The following is a 25159-nucleotide window of genomic DNA, read 5'->3' as shown; positions in this document are numbered from 1 at the left end:
CACCAATCCTTTTTAACTCACATTTTTCTATTCGAAAACGTTTGAAATTGTGCCACAATCAAAAATATTTCTCTCTCCAGCCCTCTTTCCCGCTGGATTTTAGAGTTTTAGACTACTAATTTCTAGTTAAAACTTACAAAATATCGTTAAAATGCGTACTTTTACCGATAATGTGTAAAAGCTTACGCGTATGAGTAAAATCTTTACTTCTCTAAAAATTCTGGGAATCTTTTTACTGCTGACCTCCTCAGCACTAGCCTCCTTTTGGAATTATTCTACGTCTGGATCCTATGATTTCCCTCAAAATGATCAGAAACAAAACTCCTGGTCAGATTCCCCTTATGGGATCTTTGCCCTATCATTTTCCGCCTATGAGGAAAATGCTACAGTCACTGCACCGGGTGACATCCAAACTTCAACAGATGCAGGAAATTGCTCTGCAACGATCACTATTCCTTCAGTCACTTATACTGGAAGCAGTCTTTCCTGGTCCATGACCGGAGCTACAACGAAGTCGGGAACCGGACAAATAGGCTCTCAGACTTTTTCAAAAGGCATCACGACTATAACTTTTACAGCGAATGGCGATAACGACACCAGCGCACAGGATTCAATGATCGTTACTGTGACTGATGAAGTATTCCCTACGATCACCCTTGGAAATGATTTTTCGAAAAATACAGATCCCGGACAATGTATAGCCTCAGTTGCTGTTCCTGCTGCTTCTTTTGAGGACAATTGCACAGGAAGCACCCTTGCATGGAATATGAGCGGGACAACCACAGCTTCAGGAACCGGCCAGGTGGGAACTAAAGCTTTGAACATTGGTGTTACAACTATTACCTATACCGTTACAGATGCGGCCAACAATACTTCTGAAGATTCAGTAATAATTACAGTTTTAGACAATGAAGTTCCGACTGTTTCCGCAGCCGCCGACTTCAGTAAAAATACAGATCCCGGACAGTGTACAGCCTCAATTGCTGTTCCTGCTGCTTCTTTTGAGGACAATTGCACAGGAAGCACCCTTGCATGGAATATGAGCGGGACAACCACAGCTTCAGGAACCGGCCAGGTGGGAACTAAGGCTTTGAACATTGGTGTTACAACTATTACCTATACCGTTACAGATGCGGCCAACAACACTTCTGAAGATTCAGTAATAATTACAGTTTTAGACAATGAAGTTCCGACTGTTTCCGCAGCCGCCGACTTCAGTAAAAATACAGATTCCGGACAGTGTACAGTCTCAGTTGCTGTTCCTGCTGCATCTTTTGATGACAATTGCACCGGCAGTACCCTTGCATGGAACATGAGCGGGGCAACCATAGCTTCAGGAACCGGCCAGGTGGGAACTAAAGCTTTGAATATTGGTGTTACAACTGTTACCTATACCGTTACAGATGCCGCCAACAATACTTCTGAAGATTCAGTAAAAATTACTGTTTTAGACAATGAAGTTCCGACTGTTTCCGCAGCCGCCGACTTCAGCAAAAATACAGATCCCGGACAATGTATAGCCTCAGTTGCTGTTCCCACTGCTTCTTTTGGTGACAATTGCACCGGAAGCACCCTTGCATGGAACATGAGCGGGGCAACCACAGCTTCAGGAACCGGCCAGGTGGGAACTAAAGCTTTGAATATTGGTGTTACAACTGTTACCTATACCGTTACAGATGCCACCAACAATACTTCTGAAGATTCAGTAATAATTACAGTTTTAGACAATGAAGTTCCGACTGTTTCCGCAGCCGCCGACTTCAGTAAAAATACAGATCCCGGACAATGTATAGCCTCAGTTGCTGTTCCTACTGCTTCTTTTGATGACAATTGCACCGGAAGCACCCTTGCATGGAGCATGAGCGGAGCCACCTCAGGATCTGGCACAGGACAGGTAGGGACAAGAGCTTTGAACATTGGCGAAACTACTATTACCTATACGGTTACAGATGCCGCCAACAATACTTCTGAAGATTCAGTAAAAATTACTGTTTTAGACAATGAGATCCCGGTAATAACTGCAGGTGCTAACCTTACTGTTCCTAATGATGCCGGAGAATGTTCTGCGGAAGTCCCGGTTACCCCCTCAACCGCAACCGATAATTGTAGTGTAGGACAACCTTCAGGAACACGAAACGACGGTCTCGCATTAACTGCTGCATTTCCAGTAGGAACTACCACTATAACCTGGACTGTTACCGACGCAAATAATAATAAGGCTACCGATGTTCAACAAACGATCACGGTGGAAGATAAGGAAGCGCCTATAGTGCCTGTTTTAGAAGATATTACCTGGGGATGTGCGTATACAGTTCTAGTACCAACGGCACCTGATAATTGTTCCGGCACAATTACGGCAACGGCAAACAGATCAACCACCTTCACCAGTTCGGGGACAATCATCTGGACCTTTACAGATGCTGCCGGCAATAGTTCAACTGCACCGCAAAACATTACGATTTCCCCCGTGCAGGTAACTTCCACTAAAGTGGATATTTTATGTCATGGAGCCGCGACAGGAGAAATTAGACTTAATGCTTCCGGAGGAGTAGCTCCTTATACCTATACCTGGAACGGCGGGCTTGGCTCCGGTGCAACTCAAACAGGTCTTACTGCAGGAACATATACAGTTACTGTTAAAGACAGTAATGGTTGTGAAGCAGCTCCTATGGATATAACTCTTACAGAACCTTCTCAATTAAGCATGACCTCCCTCCAGATTAACAATGTTACCTGTAATGATGCAGGAGACGGATCTGTCATTGGTGGGGAAGTCACAGGTGGAGTTGGCGGTTACCAATACCAGGTCACCGGAAGGCCTTTCCAATCATCAAAGGAATTTACGAACCTTGCTCCGGGATCCTACACCTTTACCGTAAAAGATCAGAATTCCTGCTTATTGGAAGAGGATTTTGTGATCACCGAACCTGCAGGACTTTCTATGGCTACACCAACAACTACAGAGGTGACCTGCCATGGCGGAAATGACGGAACTATAACTGCAGGAAACGTAACAGGAGGTACCCCTCCCTTTGAATACTCTATTGATAATGTCAATTTTTACTCCACCAGCCTTTTCGAAGGGGTAAGTGCAGGAAATCACACCATCTTTGTAAAAGATGCCAATAATTGTGCACTACAGGTTCCGATTACAGTTACTCAGCCAAATGTTTTGACCGGAAACCTCACCAAAACCAATGTGAGCTGCTTCGAAGGGAGCGACGGGACCATCACTATTTCTTCCGCTTCTGGTGGACACGAAACGTATGAATACAGTATCGATGGCACGACCTGGCAATCTGCAGCAACTTTTAGCGGTCTTACCGCCGGGACCTATTCTGTTTCTGTTAGGGATGCGGCATATCCTGCATGTACTGTAAACTTGGACCCGGCATACGTTCTTACAGAACCAACTGCTCCTGTATCTGCAGAAGTGACCACTACCAGGACGCTGGCCTATGGAACTTCCACGGGATCGGCCACGGTAGAAGCTTCCGGAGGAACCCCCGGATATACCTATGAATGGCGAAGAAAAGGAGAAGAGAATGTTCTACAGTATACCAAGACTGCCACAAGTTTGCCAGCCGGTTTTTATGAGGTTACGGTGATTGATTCTAAAGGATGTCCATTAATTATTAAAGAAGTTGAAATAATTGATGCTATCCAGGCTTTTATTCTAACCAGAAGTACCTGTGAAATTGAAGGTGACATTGATGCTATTCGTACCTTTCATTATATCGTCCAGGATGAAACTGCCCTGGGAGGCGTTGCTCCCTACACCTATTCATGGGATTTTGGAGATGGCGCAATAGATCAGGACCGTATAGGAATAGGGGAATTTTCAGTGGATTATACTACCATAGGAAATAAAACTATTACTTTAACCGTATCAGACTCCACAGGCGTCTCCTACACTACAACTCAGGAACAATATGTTGGGAAATGTTATAACCCCTGCGGAAGATCCAGTAATATAGATTTTGATCCTAATGATATTTACATAGGTTATTCAGATGGTACTCGTATGGATAAAACAAGTGAAGATTATTGTGATCCTACCATTGAAAAATTTATTTTTTTAGGAGTTACTAAAAGTGCCAACATCTATAATCCTTACATAGAATTAACCTATATTATTTCAAACTCCATTGAAGTTGTTACCAATACTTATTATGCCGACGGATGTAGGGAAAAAGAAAATATTGATGAAGATCTCACTGTAAATCAAGATAACCGTGTAGGAAAATTTATTAAGTTAACCACAACGCCTATCGAGTTTGATTGTGGGGATAACCTAAATATTGACACCTTCTACATTACCTGGACGAATGTTTCAAGAAAAGAATGTGGAGCAAACAATAATAAATTCTGCTGGTCTACCAATGAACCTTTGCAAGTACCCACAGAATTAAGAATAGAAGCGTCCCCCACTCATATTCTTTGTAAGGGGGATGAAACCGGTACCATAACAGTAAAAGCTTCCGGAGGTTTTGCTCCTTATGGGTATAGGCTATCAGAAACCGGTACGTCGCAGGACAGTAACCAATTTTATAATCTTAAGGCAGGGACTTATACCGTTTATGTCGAGGATTCAGCAGGTGAAACAAAAACTACAACAGTTATCATCACCGAACCTGAGACCTCACTTTCTGCGGAAACTTCATTTACGTCACCCTTATGTTTTGGGTATACAGGAACTGCAACGGTATCGGTAATTTCCCCGGAAGGTATAGGTACACCCTTTGAACCAGGGGCCCTGGAAAATGATGAAAAATATAAGTATCTATGGAATGATCCTTCGGAACAGACCACTCCAACCGCCACCAACCTTCCCGCAGGTGAATACACCGTTACAGTTATTGACGCGAACGGATGTCAGACTTTAGAAACCGTGGTTATCACTCAACCCGAACAACTTACAGTGGCTGAAACAGGACCCGATCAAAATTTTGGATGTGGTTTTTTCAATACATTCCTGGAAGCTAATACTCCCGTTACAGGTGTAGGAACCTGGACGGTAATTGATGCTCCCAATACCAACTGGGAATTACCTGAACCAAATAATCCTGATTCTGCCTTTAATGCTCCGGCCGGTACCTATACTTTAAGATGGACCATCGCACATGCAGATGGCAGCTGTGGTACTTCCAGCGATATGCTGATCACTTTCAAAGGAGATTGCAGCACTCTTGATTTTGACGGAATTGACGATTATGTATTCATAGGAAATAGAAATAATTTCCCGTCCTCTGATTTTAGTATCGAAGTATGGGTAAAACCGGAATCTGTTCATGGATTAAGAACTGTTATTTCTAAACGCAACACTGCAAATATTACCGCAGGCGGATATGACCTGGTAATAAATAACGGTGCCCCCACTTTCAGATGGAATGGTAAATCTGTATCTACCTCCTATAAAGTGGGCACAGATCGTTGGTACCATCTCGCAGTTATTTTTAAAGGTTCGGAAGTTGAACTTTATGTAGACGGCATCAAAGTTGGAAACTCCACTGGATCAAAACCGGTTTCAAATGCTTCTCCCTTCCTGATTGGTGCCATGTTTAACGCAAATGAACCGGAAGTTCCCCAGAACTATTTTGAGGGTTGGATCGAAGAACTTCGGGTATGGAATACGGCGCTAACTGTGGAGCAAATCCGGTTTATGATGAACCAGCGCATTGTTCCCAATGGCACTGCCGTAAAAGGGGAAATTCTTCCAATGAATGTTCCCGGAGAACTTAATTGGTCATCTCTGGTAAGCTACTACAGATTGATAGCAGAAGATGCACAGGTGGCCAATGGAATAGCTGTAGACAGAGCTAACAACGGTTTGGATGGCCATTTAAGAAATATTGAAACCCTTCAGAAAAACACCGCTCCATTACCCTACATTTCAGAAGCTAACGGAGGCTGGAAAACACGGGGTTCCTGGGATATCCATATAGGAAGTGATGGCGAGAATTTCTGGACCTGGCCTAACGATAAAGGAATAAACGGTACCAACATTGACTGGAACATAGCCTATGTAACTCATGAGTTAAATTCCGGATCCAAAAATATTACCCTTCTTGGATTCCTACTGAATGGCGGTAAACTGGACATGCTGGGCAATAATCCGGTGAGAACTGCCAGTGGCCTTCAATCGGGATCAGGAAATGGTCTCACTATAACAAAATATCTTGACCTGGGAGGATTTATTGATCTCAATGGGGAGTCCCAATTGATCCAGACAGAAGGCAGTATTTTAGTAGGAAACGGTAATATTCAAAGGGACCAACAAGGTACAGCAAGTAGCTATAATTACAATTACTGGACCTCACCCGTAAGTATTAGCGGCAACTCTCAAAACACGGGCTATAAGATCTTTTCTGTAATGAAAGACGGAACGGCTCCTGTAACACCCAGAGATATCAATTTCGATATTTCTTTTCGCCATGCAGATGGCCCTCCCGCCACTCCTATAAAAATAAGTGGTTTCTGGCTTCACAAATTCTTTGGGGATGCCAATGAATACAGTCAATGGGAAAGAATCGACGCTAAGTCAAGTCTATTAAAATCGGGAGAAGGCTTCTCTATGAAAGGCTCTTCAGGATCTAAAGCAATTCTTGACCTGCAGAATTATACATTCACAGGGATGCCGAATAATGGAACCATTCCGTTAAATATAACGCCGGGAAAAAATTATCTCATTGGAAACCCTTATCCTTCGGCCATAGATGCAAATGAATTCATAAGGGATAATCTCGGGGAAAGAAGAGATGGAACGAATGTTTTTAATGGGTCTTTATACTTCTGGTCACACTTCTCGGGATATACCCACTATTTGAATTATTACATAGGCGGGTATGCGGTATATAATCTTTCCGGAGGTATTAAAGCAATAGCAAATGATGAAAGGGTGAACGCCACTCTGGAAGAAGGCGGCGAGAAACCACAGCAATTTATTCCTGTGGGGCAGGCATTTTTTGTGAACACTGTTCTGGATAACTCCATTACCACTCAATCTAATATCAGCATCCATGGCGGTGAAATTCGCTTTAAGAACAGTCAGCGTTTCTTTGTTACCGAAATTGATAAAACCAAGTCAGTTTATCACTCCCAGGAAAGAAAAGATAAAAAAACCTCTTCTAATTCCACCAAAGAAACCAGACAAAGGATCTGGATTAAATTCAAATCTCCTGAAGGATATCACAGACAACTTTTGGTTACAGCCGATAAAAATGCTACATCTGGTTTTGATTTGGGTTACGATGCTCCTCTTATAGAGAACAATAAGGAAGATATGTATTGGATGATGGGCAAAATAGAACTTGTGATACAGGGGGTTCCTGATTTTAACAAAGACCGAATTTTACCACTTGGAATTAAAACAGCCGAAGGTGGGGAATTCACAATTTCAATAGATGAACTGGAAAATATAGACGATGAGTTCAGGATTTTCATCAAAGATAAAGAGACTGAGACCTATCACGATCTGAGAGAAGCTGATTTCATTGGCACTGCAGTCAAAGGAAATCTCCATGATCGCTATTCATTGGTATTTAGTCAGAATGAAGAGTCGGGCGAAGAAGAAACTGAGGAAGAAACTGGTGAAGAGAACACAGAAGAGGATGGAAAAGACGGTTCAGAAGAGACTGAAGCCACTACTCCTCAACCGGTAACCCTGGGATATTCTAATACCGAGGGCAAAATTATCATCAGAAATCCCGGGCAGCGGAAGATCCTGAAAGCGGTTCTTTATAACGGGTTGGCACAAGAGCTGCAAACCTACAGCTCTATTCCATTAGATTTGGAAGTGAAATTACCTGTTGAATTGAGAAACGCGGGAGTTTACCTGGTAAGACTTACTCTTGAAAATGAAACGGTTTCCCTTAAGTTCATTATTGAATAAATTATAGAACTGATTCAAAAAAATAGCCCGGGAAAACCGGGCTATTTTTTTGAACTTTATTTTTTAAACTTCAGCGGGAGATGTACCACTTTTTTGGTGTCAAAAAATTCCTCTTCAAAATAGTCACTCAGATTATAGGTCGTAGCTTTTGGATAATCTGCCAGTTCTTCTGTGAGATCACCACCTTTAAGGTACAAGATGCCGTTCTTTAGTTCATGCCGGTTTTCCTTTGCGATCTTGCCTTTTACCCAATGTACAAAAGTAGGCATGGCCGCCACGGCCCGGCTTACGATGAAATCAAAATGGCCGTCGATCTCTTCTACCCGTGAATTGGTGGTTACTACATTTTTTAAGTGTAAACCTTCAGAGACTTCATTAACAACCTTTATCTTTTTCCCTATGCTGTCCACCAATCGAAATGACGTTTCAGGAAAAAGGATCGCCAGGGGAATTCCGGGGAAACCGCCCCCGGTACCTACATCCAATATAGTAGCTCCAGGCAGAAAAGATTGCACCTTCGCGATACCCAGGGAATGCAGTACATGCCTCAGGTATAGTTCATCCACATCTTTACGGGATACCACGTTGATCTTGCTGTTCCAATCCTTGTACAGCTCTTTGAGCTGTTTGAATTTTTGTCTCTGGTCTTCGGTTAATTCAGGAAAATATTTTTCGATTAATTCCAATTTTTCACACTTTTTAGCAAAAGTAACTAAATTAGAGCAGTTAATTATGAGCTTATATACTCCAAAAGAACTTTTATATTCTACCTTTGTATATTAATTTTATTACATATTTTTACATAAATGAATACCACATCTGTACGTTTCTCCCGCATAGATTCAGCTAAATTTTTCCGCACGCTGAACAAAAGGGTCAATCAATATTTTAACGAGAATCAGTTATCGAAAACAGGAAACTGGCGTTTACATTTCAAGGCCATTGTTATGTTTTCACTTTTCCTCACTCCTTATTTCCTGATCCTTACGCTTGACATTTCCCAATGGTGGATGTTGTTGCTTACGGTGGTCATGGGAATTGGTATGGCCGGTGTTGGCATGAATATCATGCACGATGGAAACCATGGGTCATATTCCACGAAAAACTGGGTCAATAAATTGATGGGAGGAACTATTTACATTCTTGCCGGGAATGTTTATAACTGGCAGGTTCAACACAATGTACTTCACCATACCTATACAAATATTCACGGGCACGATGAAGACCTGGATGCCGGGCGTATCATAAGGTTCTCAAATCACGCGAAGTGGCACAGCTTTCACAGGTTTCAACATTATTACTCCGTTTTCCTGTATGGATTACTAACCTTTAACTGGGCCCTGACTACAGATTTCAAACAAACCAAACGTTATCTTGCACGGCAATTATCTTACGGAAAAATGCCAAGCCCGATTAAACAATGGAGCCTTTTGGCTGTAACTAAACTTCTTTATGTATCCATCTGGATCGTCATCCCTATGTTGATTCTTTCTATTTCCTGGTGGAAGATCCTTTTAGGATTTTTCGTGATGCACTACACCGCCGGACTTATCCTGAGCATCGTCTTCCAGCTGGCCCATGTAGTAGAAAAGACAGATATGCCCCTACCTGATGATACAGGATCAATGAAGAATACATGGGCTATCCACCAGTTGTTCACTACAGTAAATTTCTCTACCCGCAATAAGATCGTTAACTGGTTTACCGGTGGGCTTAACCACCAGGTGGAACACCATATTTTCCCAAATATCAGTCACATCCACTACAGTAAGATCTCAAAGATCGTAAAGGAGACCGCAAAAGAATGCCAGTTGCCATATAACGAGTACAAAACTACCAGGGCTGCTATTGCCGCTCATTTCCGCCACTTGAAGGAAATGGGAGCGAAACCTGCAGTTTCAGCTTAATCAACCAACCATTTTCACATGTACAATTTATCTGACCGTATTAAAAGCATGTCTACCTCTCAGACCTTGGCTATGGCAGCCAAAACGAGGGAGTTGAAGGCAGAAGGAAAAGACATCATTGGCCTAAGCCTGGGAGAACCGGATTTTAATACCCCCGATTTCATCAAGGAAGCGGCCATAAAAGCGATCAATGATAATTACAATTCCTATACCCCGGTAGACGGATATGTGGAATTAAAAGATGCCATCATTCACAAATTCAAACGTGACAATGCCTTAACCTATGACAGATCACAGATCGTGGTTTCAACAGGAGCAAAGCAATCACTGGCTAATGTTGCCATGGTCATGCTTAATCCCGGAGATGAGGTGATTTTGCCCTGTCCTTACTGGGTAAGTTATGCAGAGATCGTAAAACTTGCAGAAGGTATACCCATCGAGGTACCTACCAGCGTAGAATCTGATTTCAAGATGACGCCCCAGCAGCTAGAGGCCGCCATCACCCCAAAAACAAAAATGCTGTGGTACAGCTCTCCTTCCAACCCAAGCGGGATGGTTTACAGCAAAGAAGAATTAAGGGCCTTAGCAGATGTTTTGGTAAAACATCCAGACATTATAGTAGTAAGCGATGAGATCTACGAACACATTAATTTCGTGGGTGATCATGCTTCAATGGCCCAGTTTGAAGACATGTATGACCGGGTGGTAACCGTTAACGGGGTATCTAAAGCCTTCGCAATGACAGGTTGGAGAATTGGATATATCGGGGCTCCGGCAGAGATCGCCCGGGCCTGTAACAAAATGCAGGGCCAGATCACCAGTGGCGCCAATTGTATTGCACAGAGGGCGGTCATTACCGCTTTGGAAGCTCCCGTGAGTAAAATCCAGTACATGATCGACAGGTTTAAAAGCCGGAGGAAATTAATGGTCGACCTTTTAAGTGATATTCCGGGCTTTCAGATCACTGAACCGGAAGGAGCTTTTTATGTGTTCCCCGATGTTTCTTATTTCTTCGGAAAGACCCTAAAAGGCCACCAAATAAATGATGCGACAGATTTTTCAATGTTCCTCCTGGAAGAAGCCCTTGTTGCCACGGTAACCGGAGACGCTTTTGGAAGCCCAAACTGCATCAGGTTCTCCTATGCCGCAAGTGAATCTGAAATTGAGGAAGCAATGAAGCGCATCAAAAATGCCATTTCTGAGAACTAGTATTTTCTAAAAGATCCAACTAAAATCCCTGTTGAATAACCAGGGATTTTTTATATAATATAATTTCGAGAATAATAGAACCTAAAACAAGACGTCTCAAAAATCTCATTATTGAGACCTCTTGTTTTAATTGGAATCTGGAATTTGGAATTTGCTGCCTTGGTACCTGGTATTGTCACTAATTACAAATCGGCGCCAACTAATCTTCCAGGTAATTGGAAAAAACTGTCAACTGATCATTGAACACTTAAGTTACCTGTTCCTCCAGAAGAATGGGGTTAATAAGATCAATACGGTGAATAGTTCAAGTCTTCCTATCAACATAAGAAAGGCACACCACCATTTTCCAAGTAATGGAAGCGCTTCATAATTATTCACGGGACCCAGGATCCCGAATGCAGGACCTACATTTCCTAAGGAAGATGCTGCACCTCCTATAGCCGTTTCAAAATCAAGACCCATTGAGGCCAGCACCACTGCCCCAATTATAAAAGACAGCATATAAAGGATAAAGAACCCCAGGATGTTGAAAACGATCCTCTTGTTGATGCTTTTTCCGTTATAATGAACCGGTAAAACTGCATTAGGGTGCAAGGTCCGCTTGAATTCGGTCAGCCCGTTCCTTATCATGATCACGTGGCGCATCACTTTCACCCCTCCGGCAGTAGATCCTGCAGAGCCACCTAAAAAGAACATTCCGAAGAAGAAAACCGTCAAAAAGGGCGTCCATAAGGTATAATCTGCTGTTACAAAGCCGGTGGTGGTCACAACTGCAAGAACCTGGAAAAGACCATGCCTAAAGGCGCTTTCAAACTCCCCAAAGACCATTGGATGTTCAATGGAGGAAAGTCCAACATCTGCTTTAAAATAAATGACAAGAGCAGCAATAATAGAAAAGGAAATTATAAAATAAGAATACCATTTAAATTCCTCATCCCTTCCCACCTTCCTAAACTTACCTTTAAATCCGAAATAACTTATTACGAAGTTGGTACCTGCCAGGAACATAAAAAGAATGACGATATACTGGATCATTGGATTGTTATTCCAGTAAGCGAGACTTGCATTTTTGGTTGAAAACCCACCGGTCGAAAGGGTACTTAAAGAATGATTGGCGGCATCAAAAAGACTCATTCCGGCCAGTTTCAAAAGTAAGGTTTCGGCCAGGGTAAGTCCTACGTAGATCAACCAAAGTCTTTTTGCAGTGTCGGTTATTCTTGGCTTAAGTTTATCTGCACTGGGACCGGGTGCTTCTGCAGCAAAAAGCTGCATCCCTCCTATTCCCAATAAAGGGAGAATGGCAATAGCCAAAACGATGATCCCCATCCCTCCAATCCAATGGGTAAGACTTCTCCAAAAAAGAATTCCACGCGGAATAGATTCAATATCGATAAGAATAGTTGCTCCGGTGGTCGTATAACCAGACATGGTTTCGAAAAAGGCATTTGTAAAGGAAGGAATGCTTTCGCTCAAAACATATGGAAGGGTACCACTTACCGCCATTAGTATCCATCCTATGGTGACGATGAGGTATCCATCCCTCTTCTTTATTTCCTTTCTGTGGCCTTTGGTAAGGAACATCAAAACTACTCCTGACACTATTGTGAGCAGGGCTGCCGTAAAGATATCGAGCGCTACGCCATCCCGATAATACATACTAACTGCGGCAGCAGTTAACATGAATCCGCCGTTGCACAGCAACAGCAGCCCCATAATGTGGGAAATAATGGGCTTGTTCAGTCTAGGCATTACAAGAACATTTTTTCGATCTTACCAAGGGCATGCGGCAAACAACAAATAACCGCGCGGTCCCCTGCCCTTATCTTGAATTCTCCAAGTGCGATCTGACCGATCCCGTCCCTTACGATCCCCCCAATAATTGCTGAGCGGGGAAAATCCAGATCTATTATTTTCTTATTCGCCACTTTAGACGATGGTTTAACAATGAATTCCAGCAATTCGGCATCCATATTGTTCAGCCGGGTCATGGCAACCACTTCCCCTTTTCTAATATATCTGAAGATATTATTGGCTGCCAGCAGTTTTTTATTGATAAGGGTATCTATCCCTATGGAATGGCTAAGTTGAAAATAATCCATGTTTTCAACCAGGGCTATCGTTCTTTTGACATTTTTGGATTTGGCCACCAGACACGTCATAATATTGGTTTCAGAGTTTCCCGAAACAGCAATAAAAGCATCCATATCCTGTATGCTCTCCTCCTCAAGAAGTTCCACATTTCTTCCGTCACCATGTATAATTAGAGCCTTCGGAAGTTCATCTGCCAGATCAAAAGCTGTTTTTTTATCGCTTTCTATGAGTTTTACGTTCAGTTTTTTCTTGCAGAGGTCGTAGGTGGTCTTTCTTCCGATCTTACTTCCTCCAAGGATCATGACATTCTTAATTTCCTGCCTTACCTTTCCTGTAAGTTTGTACAAGTCATTTACCCCTCCTTTGGTAGTGATGAAATAAACCTGATCCCCCTCTCTAAATACGGTATTCCCCCGCGGAATGAGGGTTTCCTGGGTGCCTTTCCTTTGCATGGCAATGGGCATAAAATGTATTCCCGGAAATATTTTTGCCGTTTCTTTTACAGATTTCCCTACAAAAGCAGCCGAATCTGATAGCACAAGACCCAACATAGTAAGGGCGCCATTCTCAAACTCGTAGCTGTCGTTAAAGGCAGACTGGTTAAGGAGTAATTCAATTTCACGGGCGGCAAGGGCTTCAGGAGAAATAAGTTCATCTATCCCGAACTGTACAAATCCAATTTCCTCCTTATTGTCCAGAAATTCAGTATTGGCAATTCTGGCAATGGTACGACGGGCACCTAATTGTTTTGCCAGTACGCAAACCGTAATATTTGTAGTTTCACTACTGGTCACACCAATTACCAGGTCGACGTCTTTTACCTGCGCATCTTTCAATACTGCTATAGAGGTGGCATCTCCACGCATAGTTCGTATATCGAGATGTGTGTCTGCATACAGTAAATTCTCCCTGTTGATATCTATTAGAGTAATATCCTGAGATTCATACGATAATAATTTTGCTAAATGGAATCCTACTTCACCGGCACCGGCAATTATTATTTTCATAAGGGAAAATTAGGTTCAAGAGATACAAAGTTAAGGTATTTACCTCAACCAAAACAAAGTACCTTTTAACTATTTATGGCCTACAAGAAGCAAATGGGCTATAAACTTGTATCTTTGGCAAAAATTTCAACATGTCAAAAAAGGTCACTCCATATAAAGATTCTCAACTGAATAAAAAGAAACAGGTGGAACAAATGTTCGATACCATTTCTACCAATTACGATGGATTGAACAGGGTCATTTCTTTTGGTATCGATGTGAAATGGAGAAAAAAGGTTGTGAAAATGGTGTCCGACACCAATCCGGAATCCGTTCTGGATATCGCAACAGGTACGGGTGACCTGGCAATTAGCCTTGCTCAAACAGGAGCTAAAAGGATCGTTGGACTTGATCTTTCTGAAGGAATGCTGAATGTAGGCCGCAAGAAGATCAATGAAAAAAACCTAACCGGAAAAATTGAAATGATACAGGGTGATTCTGAAGCTCTCCCTTTTAGCGACAATAGTTTTGACGCTATCACGGTAGCTTTTGGGGTGAGAAATTTTGAAGACCTGGAAAAAGGACTGGAAGAAATTTACAGGGTCCTCAAACCGGGTGGGATCCTTGTAGTTCTGGAAACTTCAGTACCTACCAAATTTCCTTTCAAACAAGGATATAATTTTTATTCAAGGAACCTGCTTCCCTTGATAGGAAAACTTTTTTCTAAAGATAAAGTCGCCTATTCTTATCTTAGTGAAAGTGCAGCTGCCTTTCCCTATGGAGAGAACTTCAACAATATTTTAAGAAAAACAGGGTTTAGTAAGGTAGAAGATAAACCACAAACTATGGGAGTGGCCACCATATATTCCGCATTAAAGTAATATGAAGAAGACTCTTATCCTAGCTATATTTTTTTTAAGCATTTTACCTGCACAAGCCCAGATTTTTTCAGGCGATAAAGTGATCAACAATCCTAATTTTGACATGCAACGCTGGTCCTGGGGATATTTTCTTGGATTTAATACGTATGATCTCAATTTTGACTATAAAGATTATAGTGCCAACCCTTCTACCGGAAAAGATTTCTCTGTAGACCGAACAATAGGTTTTAATGTAGGGCTGGTAGGAAATCTACGCTTGAGTGATCATTTAGACCTACGCCTGGAACCAGGGGTTTCTTTCAACCGGATCAATTTTCAATTCTGGAAAGCCGATGGGGATACCTTTAGGGAGATCAACTCCACATACGTCCATGTTCCTTTATTATTAAAATTCTCTACCACCCGAATAAACAATTTCAAGCCTTTCGTGGTGGGAGGAGTTTCTACTTCCCTAAACCTTTCGAGTAATGAGAACAACCCGGAAGATAATTATGAGGGGCAGTTCAGGATGACAACGAACTCCTATTATTATGAAATAGGCTTCGGGATCGATCTTTATCTGTATTACTTCAAATTCACCCCTTCCATCAGGGGAGTATTTGCCATTAATGACGAACTGGTAAGGGATGATAACGACCCCGCCAGTATGTATACCGGAAATGTTGACAAAATGTCCTCCAGGGGATTATTCCTGAATTTTACCTTTCAATAGAACTGCCTCCGGCAGAATTCACTCAGAAATATAGCAGTAGCAGTGGCCACATTCAGGCTTTCTGTATTTTGCTCTTTTCCAAACTGAGGGATCACAAGTTTGGTAGTGATAAGAGCTTCAACTTCAGGGGTTATTCCCGAAGCCTCATTTCCCATGACTATAAGGCCTTCTGCAGGTAAAGAATGAGTGTAGATATTCTCCCCCTCTAAAAAAGCCCCAAAAACAGGAATCGAGGGTTGGACCTGTCCAAGCAACTCAGGCAGGGAGGTATAAATTATCTTTACCCTTGCAATGGAACCCATGGTAGCCTGCACCACTTTTGAATTGTAACAGTCCACTGTTCCCATAGAACAAATAAGTTGGGAAATCCCAAACCAGTCACACATGCGTATGATAGTACCAAGGTTACCGGGATCCTGGACTCCGTCGAGTGCCACGACCAATCCTTCTAAAACCGGCTCGTGACCTTCGGGCATGTGAAAAACTGCCAGGGATGTTTGAGGGGTGATAAGGTTACTGATCTTTCTAAGCTCAGATTCTTCTATTATGAAAGTTTTTTCCTTTTCAGCCTTAAAAATATCCCGGGTCGTAAATAATGAATGAAGTTCAAGATCTGACTCAAGCAGCTCAGAAACAGCCTTTATTCCTTCTACTACAAACAGTCTGTGTTTATACCTGTACTTTTTTTGAGACAGACTGTTTATTAGTTTGAATTGGCTTTTGCTAAACATACCAAAGTTGTATTTTTGAACACTTTAAAATCACTACTTGAAATACTTTGAGGCAAAAATATCATTAATTCTTTTAACCGTAAGCTTACTTTTTTCCTGCAATGCCGTTAAAAGAGTTCCAAATGATGAACATTTACTAACTCACAACAAAATCATAGTTGACGGGGAAGAGATCTCTGAAAGGAGGATCTACAATCAACTTTACCAGGAGCCAAATTCCCGTATACTCGGCATACCACTACAATTACATTTTTACAACCTTGCCAAGGCCAATCCCGATTCCACATTTAATCACTGGTTGAACAAAAAAGAAAACCGTAAGGAAAGACTGGTAAACGTACTGTCTGAAAAACAGGTGGTACGTCTGGGCAACATTTATGTCAATATCAATAACTGGATCAAGGAGACAGGAGAGCCACCCGCTATTGTCGATACCAGTCTCACCAAAAGATCTTCTGAAAGACTGAAGGCCTGGTACTGGAACAACGGATGGTTCAATGCTGAAACCAGTTATGAGATCCTTCCGCAGAAAAAAAGAAGGGCTACCGTAAATTATTATGTACAACCAAAAGAACCTTACCGGGTAGATTCAATTTCTACCAGGATAGCCTCTATAGTAGCAGATTCTATTTATAATGTACATCGTGCAGATTCTGAGATCGTGGAGGGAAGGCAATATAAGACTGCTGATTTTGGGGCAGAAAGGGAACGCCTCACATCACTTTACAGGAATAACGGACTCTTTCATTTTGAACAGGAATACATCAGTTTTGAGGCAGATACCATCAATACCAATCAAAAGGTCAACACTTCGGTAATCATTCAAAACCGGCAGGCAACCGTTAACGGAATCCAGACCAGGATCCCGTTCAAGGTCCATAAAATTAGCCGGGTAAATATTTTTCCGGATTTCAATTTTGAAAACCGAAAAGAACCGGTCACAGATACAGCCTCCAATGAAGGATACTATATTTACAGTTTTGATAAACTAAAATATAAACCAAAGGCCCTCACTAACGCGATCTTCATAACCCCGGAAAGCATCTACTCTGACGAGCAACGAAGCCTTACCTACAACCGATTGAACCAACTGCGTATTTTTCGATATCCCAACATCCAGTATATCGAAGATCCTGCTGATAGCACCGGAACAGACCTTATCGCCAATATCTTCTTAACTGCCAGACAAAGGTATTCTCTTGGTTTTGAGTTTGACGTTTCACAAAGTAACATTCAAAAATTCGGGATAGGATTTGGAGGTTCCCTTTTGATAAGGAATATCTTCAAAGGTGCAGAGATCCTGGAAATTTCGGGACGGGGAAGTATTGGCTCCTCCAAAGATGCCGCGAATGATGATGACAGGTTCTTTGATATAACAGAAGTGGGAATGGATGTAGACCTTACCCTGCCACGGATATTGTTCCCGGTTTCCACGGAAAGATTCATTCCTAAATTCATGTATCCCTTTACAAAGTTCAGCCTGGGAGCCAGCACCCAGACCAATATTGGCCTGGACAAACAAAGCCTTCTTGCCATCATGAATTATCGATGGCTTCCTTCAGAAAACCTGACCCATCTTCTTGACCTGGTCAACGTCCAGTACATAAGAAACCTGAATACCGATAACTACTTCAACGTTTACCGCAATTCCTATCAGGAACTAAATGAAATTGCCACTTCAGAAAATATCTCCCCTTCCGAAGAATATTTTGTAATTGGCGATGACGGAATGAAAAAACTGGAGATCCCCGATGGTGCCGATCTTTTCCTTAGGGATGTCAGGCAGGGAAATATCGACAATCTCACCCCTTCCCAATCTCAGGAACTTAATGACATAAGGGAAAGAAAAAACAGGCTTTCTGAAGACAATTTGATCTTTGCCTCAAATTTCTCCTACATCCTCAACAAAAAGGAAAACATCTATGACGAAGATTTTTCCAGGTTAAGGGTGAAAGTTGAAGCTGCAGGAAATGTCCTTTCAGCTATTTCCGGGATTGCTAACCTTCAGAAGGATGAAGACGGAAGGTATAATATCTTTGGAGTGAATTTTTCTCAATATGTCAAAACAGAAATCGATTATATCAAACATTGGGAATTTGGCAGAGATAACGTTTTTGCTATAAGGACCTTTGGTGGAATAGCCATTCCTTACGGAAATTCGAACAGTATTCCTTTTATTCGCAGTTTCTTCGCGGGAGGGCCTAATGACAACAGGGCCTGGCAACCTTATTCCCTTGGGCCCGGAAGCAGTGGTGGAAGAAACGAATTCAATGAAGCCAACATGAAGATCGCCTTAAGTGCCGAATACCGGTATAACCTCATTGGAGACCTTAACAGCGCCATTTTTGTGGATGCCGGGAATATCTGGAATGTACTTGATGTGGTAGAAGAGGAAGCTTCCACCTTTACCTCCCTCGCAGACCTGGAGGAGATCGCCATTGGTTCAGGAATTGGACTGCGATATGATTTCGATTTTTTCGTTCTCAGGTTTGATATTGGATTTAAAACCTACAATCCGGCAGGACCCGAAGGAAGAAGATGGTTCAGGGATTATAATCTGGCCAATGCGGTCTATAATGTAGGTATTAATTATCCTTTCTAAGCCAACTAAATTTCTTATTTTTGTTACCCTAAACAAAATAATATGAGTCACAATATAAAACCCGGAGTAGCCACAGGAAAAGAAGTACAGGAGATCTTCAGATATGCAAAAAGCAAAAAATTCGCCCTTCCGGCAGTTAATGTAATAGGTTCAAGCAGTATCAACGCCGTTTTGGAAACTGCTGCAGAATTAAATGCCCCGGTGATCATCCAGTTCTCTAACGGGGGAGCCCAGTTCAATGCAGGAAAAGGACTTTCAAACGAGAACGAAAAAGCTGCTATTGCAGGAGCAGTTGCAGGTGCTAAACACGTTCATGAACTGGCCGAACTTTATGGAGCTACAGTAATACTTCATACAGATCATTGTGCAAAAAAACTTACAGGATGGGTTGACGGTTTGCTGGATGCCAGTGAAAAACATTTTAAGCAGTTCGGGAAACCACTATACAGTTCGCATATGCTTGATCTTTCTGAAGAGCCTATCGAAGAGAACATCGAGACCTCTAAAAAATACCTGGAGCGAATGAGCAAAATGGGGATGACTCTAGAGATCGAGCTTGGGGTTACAGGAGGTGAAGAAGACGGGGTAGACAATACAGATATCGATTCTTCCAAATTATATACCCAACCTGAAGAAGTGGCTTATGCTTATGAGGAATTGAGCAAAATAAGTGACCAGTTCACTGTCGCTGCCGCCTTTGGAAACGTGCATGGTGTTTACAAGCCCGGAAATGTCAAATTAACTCCGGTGATCCTTAAGAATTCACAGGAACATGTTTCGAAGAAATTCGGTGTTGGTGAAAATACCATCGACTTTGTTTTCCATGGCGGAAGTGGTTCTACTGTTGAAGAAATAAGGGAAGCAATTGGATACGGGGTGATCAAGATGAATATAGACACAGATCTTCAGTATGCTTATACCGAAGGAATCAGGGACTATATGGGAAGTAAGGCAGAATATTTAAAATCCCAGATAGGGAATCCTGAGGGGGCTGAAGTTCCTAATAAGAAATACTATGATCCCAGGAAATGGGTAAGGGAAGGAGAGCTTACCTTTAAAGCCCGTCTAAAAAAGGCTTTTGAAGACCTTAATAATATCAATACACTTTAATCAGAAATAGAATAAAATTCCGGGGTTTTATGTACTTTACATCCCGGAATTTTTTAAATCCTACACTCAATGGCCTGGTTTAGAAGAACACAAAAAGGAATACAAACTGCTACCGAAGACAAGAAGGATGTACCAAAAGGTTTATGGTATAAATCCCCTACCGGTAAGATCGTAGACGCAGAGCAACTGGAGAAGAATTTCTATGTTAGTCCTGAAGACGGTTATCATGTAAGGATTGGAAGTAACGAATATTTCAAGATTCTTTTTGACGACAACAAGTTCACTGAACTTGACAAAGATCTTACCTCAAGGGATCCACTCAATTTTGAGGACACCAAGAAATATACCGATCGTTTGGCGGCTGCCCAGGAAAAAACAGGACTTAAAGACGCAGTTCGAACTGCCGTGGGTAAATCAAAAGGAAAGGATATTGTGATCGCCTGTATGGATTTTAAATTCATTGGAGGTTCCATGGGCGCTGTGGTAGGTGAGAAGATCTCACGTGCGGCAAATTATGCTCTTGAACACAAGATCCCTTTAATGGTCATCTCTAAATCTGGTGGCGCCAGAATGATGGAAGCTGCTTATTCTCTTATGCAGCTTGCAAAAACTTCAGCTAAACTGGCACAACTGGCAGATGCCCGTATTCCCTATATTTCCTTGTGTACAGATCCTACAACCGGCGGAACGACGGCTTCTTTTGCAATGTTAGGGGATATCAATATTGCCGAACCGGGAGCATTGATTGGTTTCGCAGGACCCCGCGTGGTAAAAGATACAACCGGAAAAGACCTTCCTGAAGATTTCCAGACCTCTGAATTCCTAAAGGAACACGGTTTTCTTGATTTCATTACCAAACGTTCAGAATTAAAGAACAAGGTGAACCAGTATATTGATTTGATTCAGAACCAACCTTTAAGGCCTGGAGTAACCCATTGAGACTTCAAACCCTACAAAATTTAAATGTCTGAAGACTAGTAAATAAAAAGAAAGTAGTATATTTGCCGCCTGGCAGAAAACCTGCCAAATACATAAAAATCATTAAAATTAATATTGGAATGTATCTAACAAAAGACGCAAAACAAGATCTTTTTGCGAAACACGGCAAGGGAAAGAATGATACAGGGTCTGCTGAAGGCCAAATCGCATTATTCACTCACCGCATTGAACATTTGACTCAGCACCTGAAGAATAATCGTAAAGATTACAATACAGAACGATCACTTGTTAAATTAGTAGGTAAAAGAAGAAGCCTGCTGGATTACTTAATGAAGAAAGATATCGTTAGATATCGGGAAATCATTAAGGAATTAGGTTTAAGAAAATAATTTTTTAGGGGCTTTGCGGCCCCTTTTTTTATCCCTTTTTTCTTCTGCAAAACAACAATGCTTTTAAATTTATTTGGTTTTTCCTCTTTTGCTGAGAAAATTCTGTGTAAATTTTTATCCTGAAATAAATCAGGAATAAAAGCCAAAACATCCCTGTAAACTTAGGCATAGTGTCAAAGTTTAAAAAGGTAGTTTTTCATTGGTCTTACAACAACCCAACAACAACACAACCAGCCCCGTCCTGTAGACGGGAGACCATTGTTTAACACCTGCGAAACCGCAGGAAGAATTTAAATTATTATGATTCCAAAAACATTTAAAGAGGTCATCGATCTTGGGGACGGCAGGACCATCTCCATCGAGACCGGAAAATTAGCAAAACAGGCCCATGGTTCTGTTGTTGTACAAATGGGAGACGCCATGTTACTTTGTACTGTCGTTTCTTCTTACAAGGAAAGCACGATGGATTTCTTTCCGTTAACTGTTGATTACAGGGAGAAATTTGCAGCCGCAGGTCGTTATCCCGGCGGTTTCTTCAAGAGAGAAGCCCGCCCAAGTGATGGAGAGATCCTTGTAATGAGAATTGTTGACCGCGTACTGCGTCCACTTTTCCCTTCAGATTACAGGACAGAAACTCAGGTAATGATCCAGTTAATGTCACATGATGAAGAAGTTATGCCCGATGCTCTTGCAGGATTGGCAGCTTCCGCAGCGATTCAACTTTCAGATATCCCTTTTGAAACTGCAATTTCTGAAGCCCGTGTGGGAAGGATCAACGGTGAATTCGTGATCAACCCAAGTCGCAGCCAGTTGGCAGAATCTGATATCGATATGATCATTGGAGCTTCAGAAGACTCAGTGATGATGGTAGAAGGTGAAATGAAAGAGATCAGCGAAGAAGAAATGGCAGATGCTATTAAATTTGCTCATGATGCCATTAAAGATCAGATCGCAGCACAACATCGTCTTGCTGACGCCTTCGGAAGAAAACCTGTAAGGGAATACCCCGAAGCCAAATCTGATGAGGCTATTGAAACCAAAGTACGTGAGGCAGTATATCAAAAAATATACGACATCGCTAAAGGTGGTCACGGCAAAAAAGACCGCGGGGAAGCTTTTTCTGCAGTTAAGGAAGAAGTACTGGCAATGTTTTCTGAAGAAGAACTCGAAGAAAACAAGGATCTGATCAAAAAATATTATAGTCAAACAGAAAAAGAGGCAGTACGGGAATTGACCCTTGCTGAAGGACTTCGTCTTGATGGAAGAAAGACAGACGAGATTCGTCCCATATGGAGTGAGGTCGATTATCTTCCTTCAGTTCATGGTTCTGCTATCTTTACCCGTGGGGAAACTCAGGCACTTGCCACAGTGACTCTGGGTACTTCGAGAGAGGCCAATATGATAGATATGCCTACCCATCAGGGAGAGGAAACTTTCTATCTGCACTATAACTTTCCACCGTTCTGTACCGGGGAAGCCTACCCAATAAGAGGAACTTCACGCCGCGAGATAGGACACGGAAACCTGGCACAAAGAGGTTTGAAAAATATGATCCCCGAGGATTGTCCTTATACCGTAAGAATTGTTTCTGAAGTTTTGGAATCTAATGGTTCTTCTTCTATGGCAACCGTTTGTGCGGGAACTATGGCATTGATGGATGCAGGTATTCAAATGAAAAAGCCGGTATCTGGAATCGCAATGGGACTCATCTCTGACGGGGAGCGTTATGCAGTACTTTCAGACATCCTTGGAGATGAAGATCACCTTGGAGATATGGACTTTAAGGTAACCGGAACGGCTGATGGTATTACTGCCTGCCAAATGGATATCAAAGTAAAAGGTCTGCCTTACGTAATCCTTGTTAAGGCCTTAAAGCAGGCAAGAGAAGGACGTCTTCACATCCTGGATAAAATTACTGAGACTATTGCTCAGCCTAACGCCAATGTGAAAGCACATGCTCCAAAAATGGAAAAAGTGGAGATCCCTCAGGAATTCATTGGAGCCGTGATAGGACCAGGTGGAAAAGTGATCCAGGAGATGCAGAAGGAAACCGGAACTACCATTGTCATCGAAGAAATTGATGAAATGGGAGTGATCGAGATCCTTGGTGTTAACCAGGAGATGATCGACGAAGTGAAAAAGCGAATTAAAGCAATTACTTTCAAACCTGAAGTTGGAAAGGTTTACGAAGTTAAAGTAGTTAAGATGCTTGACTTCGGAGCCGTAGTTGAATATACTAATGCCAAAGGAAACGAAGTATTACTTCACGTTTCTGAACTGGCATGGGAGCGCACAGAAAATGTTTCTGATGTAGTGAACATGGGAGATGTTTTCGAAGTGAAGTACCTGGGCATTGATCCAAAAACAAGAAAACCTAAAGTTTCAAGAAAAGCATTGCTTGAAAAGCCTGAAGGATATTCTCCAAGACCACCAAGAGACAATAACCGTGACGGAGGAAGACGTGATAGTCGTGACAACCGTGGACGTGATGACAGATCTCGTGGAGGGAACAGAGACAGGAACAGGGAAGACAGGAACTAAAAAAACTGTTTTTACATAAATACGGAGCGCCCTGCTAATTAGCTGGGCGCTCTTTTTTTATGGATATTAGGGATTTGTAAGGATTAAAGCACAGAAAAACTCCCATTTTACAGAAGAACCAATTATTTTTTTCCTTATCTTTATTTCTTGTGTAACATTTTCCCGCCTCTTTACGTATAACTATCTACAAGAGTTATTCACAATAAAATCCAAGGAGACGATAGATGAGACAACTTAAAATTACGAAGCAGGTAACAAACCGTGAAACTGCTTCGCTGGATAAGTATTTGCAAGAAATTGGTAAAGTTGACCTGATCACTGCCGATGAAGAGGTGGAACTGGCACAACGAATAAAAGCGGGTGATGACCGTGCTTTAGAAAAGCTAACAAAGGCAAACCTGCGTTTTGTGGTATCTGTAGCGAAACAATATCAAAACCAGGGCTTGACCCTTCCCGACCTTATAAATGAAGGTAATTTAGGATTAATTAAAGCTGCCAAACGATTTGATGAGACCCGTGGTTTCAAATTCATATCCTATGCCGTTTGGTGGATCCGTCAGTCTATACTTCAGGCACTGGCCGAGCAGTCAAGAATTGTGCGTCTGCCTTTGAACAAGATTGGTTCAATCAACAAGATCAATAAGACCTTTGCTTTTTTAGAGCAATCACATGAGCGTCCGCCTTCCGCAGAAGAGATCGCCAAAGAACTTGACATGACCATTAACGATGTTAAGGAGTCCATGAAGAATTCGGGCCGTCACGTATCAATGGACGCCCCTCTTGTAGAAGGTGAAGATTCAAACCTTTATGATGTTCTTCGTTCAGGGGAATCACCAAACCCTGACAGGGAATTACTTCATGAATCTTTACGTACTGAGATCGAAAGAGCTCTGGAGACCTTAACCCCACGTGAGGCAGATGTTATTCGCTTATATTTTGGGTTGGGGGATCAACATCCAATGACCCTGGAAGAAATTGGTGAGACTTTTGATCTTACCAGAGAAAGAGTCAGACAGATCAAAGAAAAAGCTATCAGAAGATTAAAACATACTTCAAGAAGCAAGATCTTGAAAACATACCTGGGATAATTCCCGGTAAAGATGACCAACAGTTTTAAAGAACTGTTCGTTTTTTGATTGATTGATGATAGAACCCCGGAGTGATTACCGG

At 42.0% G+C, this 25159-nt stretch carries 15 protein-coding genes; 11 read left to right on the top strand and 4 right to left on the bottom strand.

Annotation, left to right across the window (positions count from 1 at the left end; all coding sequences use genetic code 11):
• Positions 1 to 190 precede the first annotated feature (190 nt).
• Positions 191 to 7891 carry a LamG-like jellyroll fold domain-containing protein gene (locus tag ACFSTG_RS01315; RefSeq protein ID WP_380747690.1) on the top strand — a complete coding sequence of 2567 codons (7701 nt, stop codon included), beginning with the start codon at positions 191 to 193 and terminating at the stop codon, positions 7889 to 7891.
• A gap of 56 nt (positions 7892 to 7947) precedes the next feature.
• Here the strand turns inward: ACFSTG_RS01315 and rsmG are convergent, their stop codons facing one another.
• Positions 7948 to 8577 (bottom strand): 16S rRNA (guanine(527)-N(7))-methyltransferase RsmG, encoded by a 630-nt coding sequence (rsmG, locus tag ACFSTG_RS01310; protein WP_380747688.1) that lies wholly within the window; start codon positions 8575 to 8577, stop codon positions 7948 to 7950.
• Between the two features lie 120 nt (positions 8578 to 8697).
• Here rsmG and ACFSTG_RS01305 point away from each other — a divergent pair, with 120 nt between their 5' ends.
• Together ACFSTG_RS01305 and ACFSTG_RS01300 are read left to right on the top strand one after the other, a co-directional pair.
• Positions 8698 to 9798 (top strand): fatty acid desaturase family protein, encoded by a 1101-nt coding sequence (locus tag ACFSTG_RS01305; RefSeq protein WP_380747686.1) that lies wholly within the window; start codon positions 8698 to 8700, stop codon positions 9796 to 9798.
• 18 nt (positions 9799 to 9816) lie between these two features.
• Positions 9817 to 11007, top strand: coding sequence for a pyridoxal phosphate-dependent aminotransferase (locus ACFSTG_RS01300; protein ID WP_380747684.1), 1191 nt, complete (start codon positions 9817 to 9819; stop codon positions 11005 to 11007).
• Positions 11008 to 11259: 252 nt separating this feature from the next.
• Here ACFSTG_RS01300 and ACFSTG_RS01295 read toward each other — a convergent pair whose 3' ends face one another.
• Together ACFSTG_RS01295 and trkA are read right to left on the bottom strand one after the other, a co-directional pair.
• Positions 11260 to 12756 (bottom strand): TrkH family potassium uptake protein, encoded by a 1497-nt coding sequence (locus ACFSTG_RS01295; protein WP_380747682.1) that lies wholly within the window; start codon positions 12754 to 12756, stop codon positions 11260 to 11262.
• Positions 12756 to 14105, bottom strand: coding sequence for a Trk system potassium transporter TrkA (gene trkA / locus ACFSTG_RS01290; RefSeq protein ID WP_380747680.1), 1350 nt, complete (start codon positions 14103 to 14105; stop codon positions 12756 to 12758). Before trkA ends, ACFSTG_RS01295 begins: the two co-directional genes overlap by 1 nt.
• Positions 14106 to 14236: 131 nt before the next feature.
• Between trkA and ubiE the strand changes: the two genes are divergently transcribed.
• Complete coding sequence (gene ubiE / locus ACFSTG_RS01285; RefSeq protein ID WP_380747678.1) at positions 14237 to 14965, top strand: bifunctional demethylmenaquinone methyltransferase/2-methoxy-6-polyprenyl-1,4-benzoquinol methylase UbiE; 729 nt, start codon at positions 14237 to 14239, stop codon at positions 14963 to 14965.
• Between the two features lies 1 nt (position 14966).
• Positions 14967 to 15677 (top strand): type IX secretion/gliding motility protein PorT/SprT, encoded by a 711-nt coding sequence (porT, locus tag ACFSTG_RS01280; protein WP_380747676.1) that lies wholly within the window; start codon positions 14967 to 14969, stop codon positions 15675 to 15677.
• Here porT and ACFSTG_RS01275 read toward each other — a convergent pair.
• Positions 15671 to 16408, bottom strand: coding sequence for a TrmH family RNA methyltransferase (locus ACFSTG_RS01275; RefSeq protein WP_380747674.1), 738 nt, complete (start codon positions 16406 to 16408; stop codon positions 15671 to 15673). The two genes, porT and ACFSTG_RS01275, sit on opposite strands and share 7 nt — an antisense overlap.
• 37 nt (positions 16409 to 16445) lie before the next feature.
• Between ACFSTG_RS01275 and tamL the strand changes: the two genes are divergently transcribed.
• The 6 genes from tamL (at position 16446) to ACFSTG_RS01245 (ending at position 25077) form a co-directional block, all read left to right on the top strand.
• The gene (tamL, locus tag ACFSTG_RS01270) at positions 16446 to 19010 is read left to right on the top strand and encodes a translocation and assembly module lipoprotein TamL (protein ID WP_380747672.1); all 2565 of its coding nucleotides are present in this window, start codon (positions 16446 to 16448) and stop codon (positions 19008 to 19010) included.
• A 42-nt stretch (positions 19011 to 19052) separates the two neighbouring features.
• Positions 19053 to 20120: a class II fructose-bisphosphate aldolase gene (gene fbaA / locus ACFSTG_RS01265; RefSeq protein WP_380747671.1), complete on the top strand. Its 1068-nt coding sequence runs from the start codon at positions 19053 to 19055 to the stop codon at positions 20118 to 20120.
• A 69-nt stretch (positions 20121 to 20189) separates the two neighbouring features.
• The gene (gene accD / locus ACFSTG_RS01260) at positions 20190 to 21059 is read left to right on the top strand and encodes an acetyl-CoA carboxylase, carboxyltransferase subunit beta (RefSeq protein WP_380747669.1); all 870 of its coding nucleotides are present in this window, start codon (positions 20190 to 20192) and stop codon (positions 21057 to 21059) included.
• A 119-nt stretch (positions 21060 to 21178) separates the two neighbouring features.
• Positions 21179 to 21448, top strand: a complete 270-nt coding sequence (gene rpsO / locus ACFSTG_RS01255; RefSeq protein ID WP_380747668.1) for a 30S ribosomal protein S15 — start codon at positions 21179 to 21181, stop codon at positions 21446 to 21448.
• A 300-nt stretch (positions 21449 to 21748) separates the two neighbouring features.
• Positions 21749 to 23989, top strand: a complete 2241-nt coding sequence (locus tag ACFSTG_RS01250; RefSeq protein ID WP_380747666.1) for a polyribonucleotide nucleotidyltransferase — start codon at positions 21749 to 21751, stop codon at positions 23987 to 23989.
• A gap of 224 nt (positions 23990 to 24213) precedes the next feature.
• Positions 24214 to 25077, top strand: a complete 864-nt coding sequence (locus ACFSTG_RS01245; RefSeq protein ID WP_029035204.1) for a sigma-70 family RNA polymerase sigma factor — start codon at positions 24214 to 24216, stop codon at positions 25075 to 25077.
• Positions 25078 to 25159: the final 82 nt, after the last annotated feature.

The organism is Salinimicrobium flavum (assembly GCF_042684505.1).
GTDB lineage: Bacteria > Bacteroidota > Bacteroidia > Flavobacteriales > Flavobacteriaceae > Salinimicrobium > Salinimicrobium flavum.
The sequence above is the reverse complement of the archived record's forward strand: the minus strand, read 5'-3'. Positions and strand labels throughout refer to the sequence as shown.

Coding starts and splice junctions, on each gene's coding strand:
- ACFSTG_RS01315 (WP_380747690.1), top strand. CDS start 191: ATGAGTAAAATCTTTACTTCTCTAAAAATTCTGGGAATCTTTTTACTG.
- ACFSTG_RS01305 (WP_380747686.1), top strand. CDS start 8,698: ATGAATACCACATCTGTACGTTTCTCCCGCATAGATTCAGCTAAATTT.
- ACFSTG_RS01300 (WP_380747684.1), top strand. CDS start 9,817: ATGTACAATTTATCTGACCGTATTAAAAGCATGTCTACCTCTCAGACC.
- ACFSTG_RS01295 (WP_380747682.1), bottom strand. CDS start 12,756: ATGCCTAGACTGAACAAGCCCATTATTTCCCACATTATGGGGCTGCTG.
- trkA (WP_380747680.1), bottom strand. CDS start 14,105: ATGAAAATAATAATTGCCGGTGCCGGTGAAGTAGGATTCCATTTAGCA.
- ubiE (WP_380747678.1), top strand. CDS start 14,237: ATGTCAAAAAAGGTCACTCCATATAAAGATTCTCAACTGAATAAAAAG.
- porT (WP_380747676.1), top strand. CDS start 14,967: ATGAAGAAGACTCTTATCCTAGCTATATTTTTTTTAAGCATTTTACCT.
- ACFSTG_RS01275 (WP_380747674.1), bottom strand. CDS start 16,408: ATGTTTAGCAAAAGCCAATTCAAACTAATAAACAGTCTGTCTCAAAAA.
- fbaA (WP_380747671.1), top strand. CDS start 19,053: ATGAGTCACAATATAAAACCCGGAGTAGCCACAGGAAAAGAAGTACAG.
- accD (WP_380747669.1), top strand. CDS start 20,190: ATGGCCTGGTTTAGAAGAACACAAAAAGGAATACAAACTGCTACCGAA.
- rpsO (WP_380747668.1), top strand. CDS start 21,179: ATGTATCTAACAAAAGACGCAAAACAAGATCTTTTTGCGAAACACGGC.
- ACFSTG_RS01250 (WP_380747666.1), top strand. CDS start 21,749: ATGATTCCAAAAACATTTAAAGAGGTCATCGATCTTGGGGACGGCAGG.
- ACFSTG_RS01245 (WP_029035204.1), top strand. CDS start 24,214: ATGAGACAACTTAAAATTACGAAGCAGGTAACAAACCGTGAAACTGCT.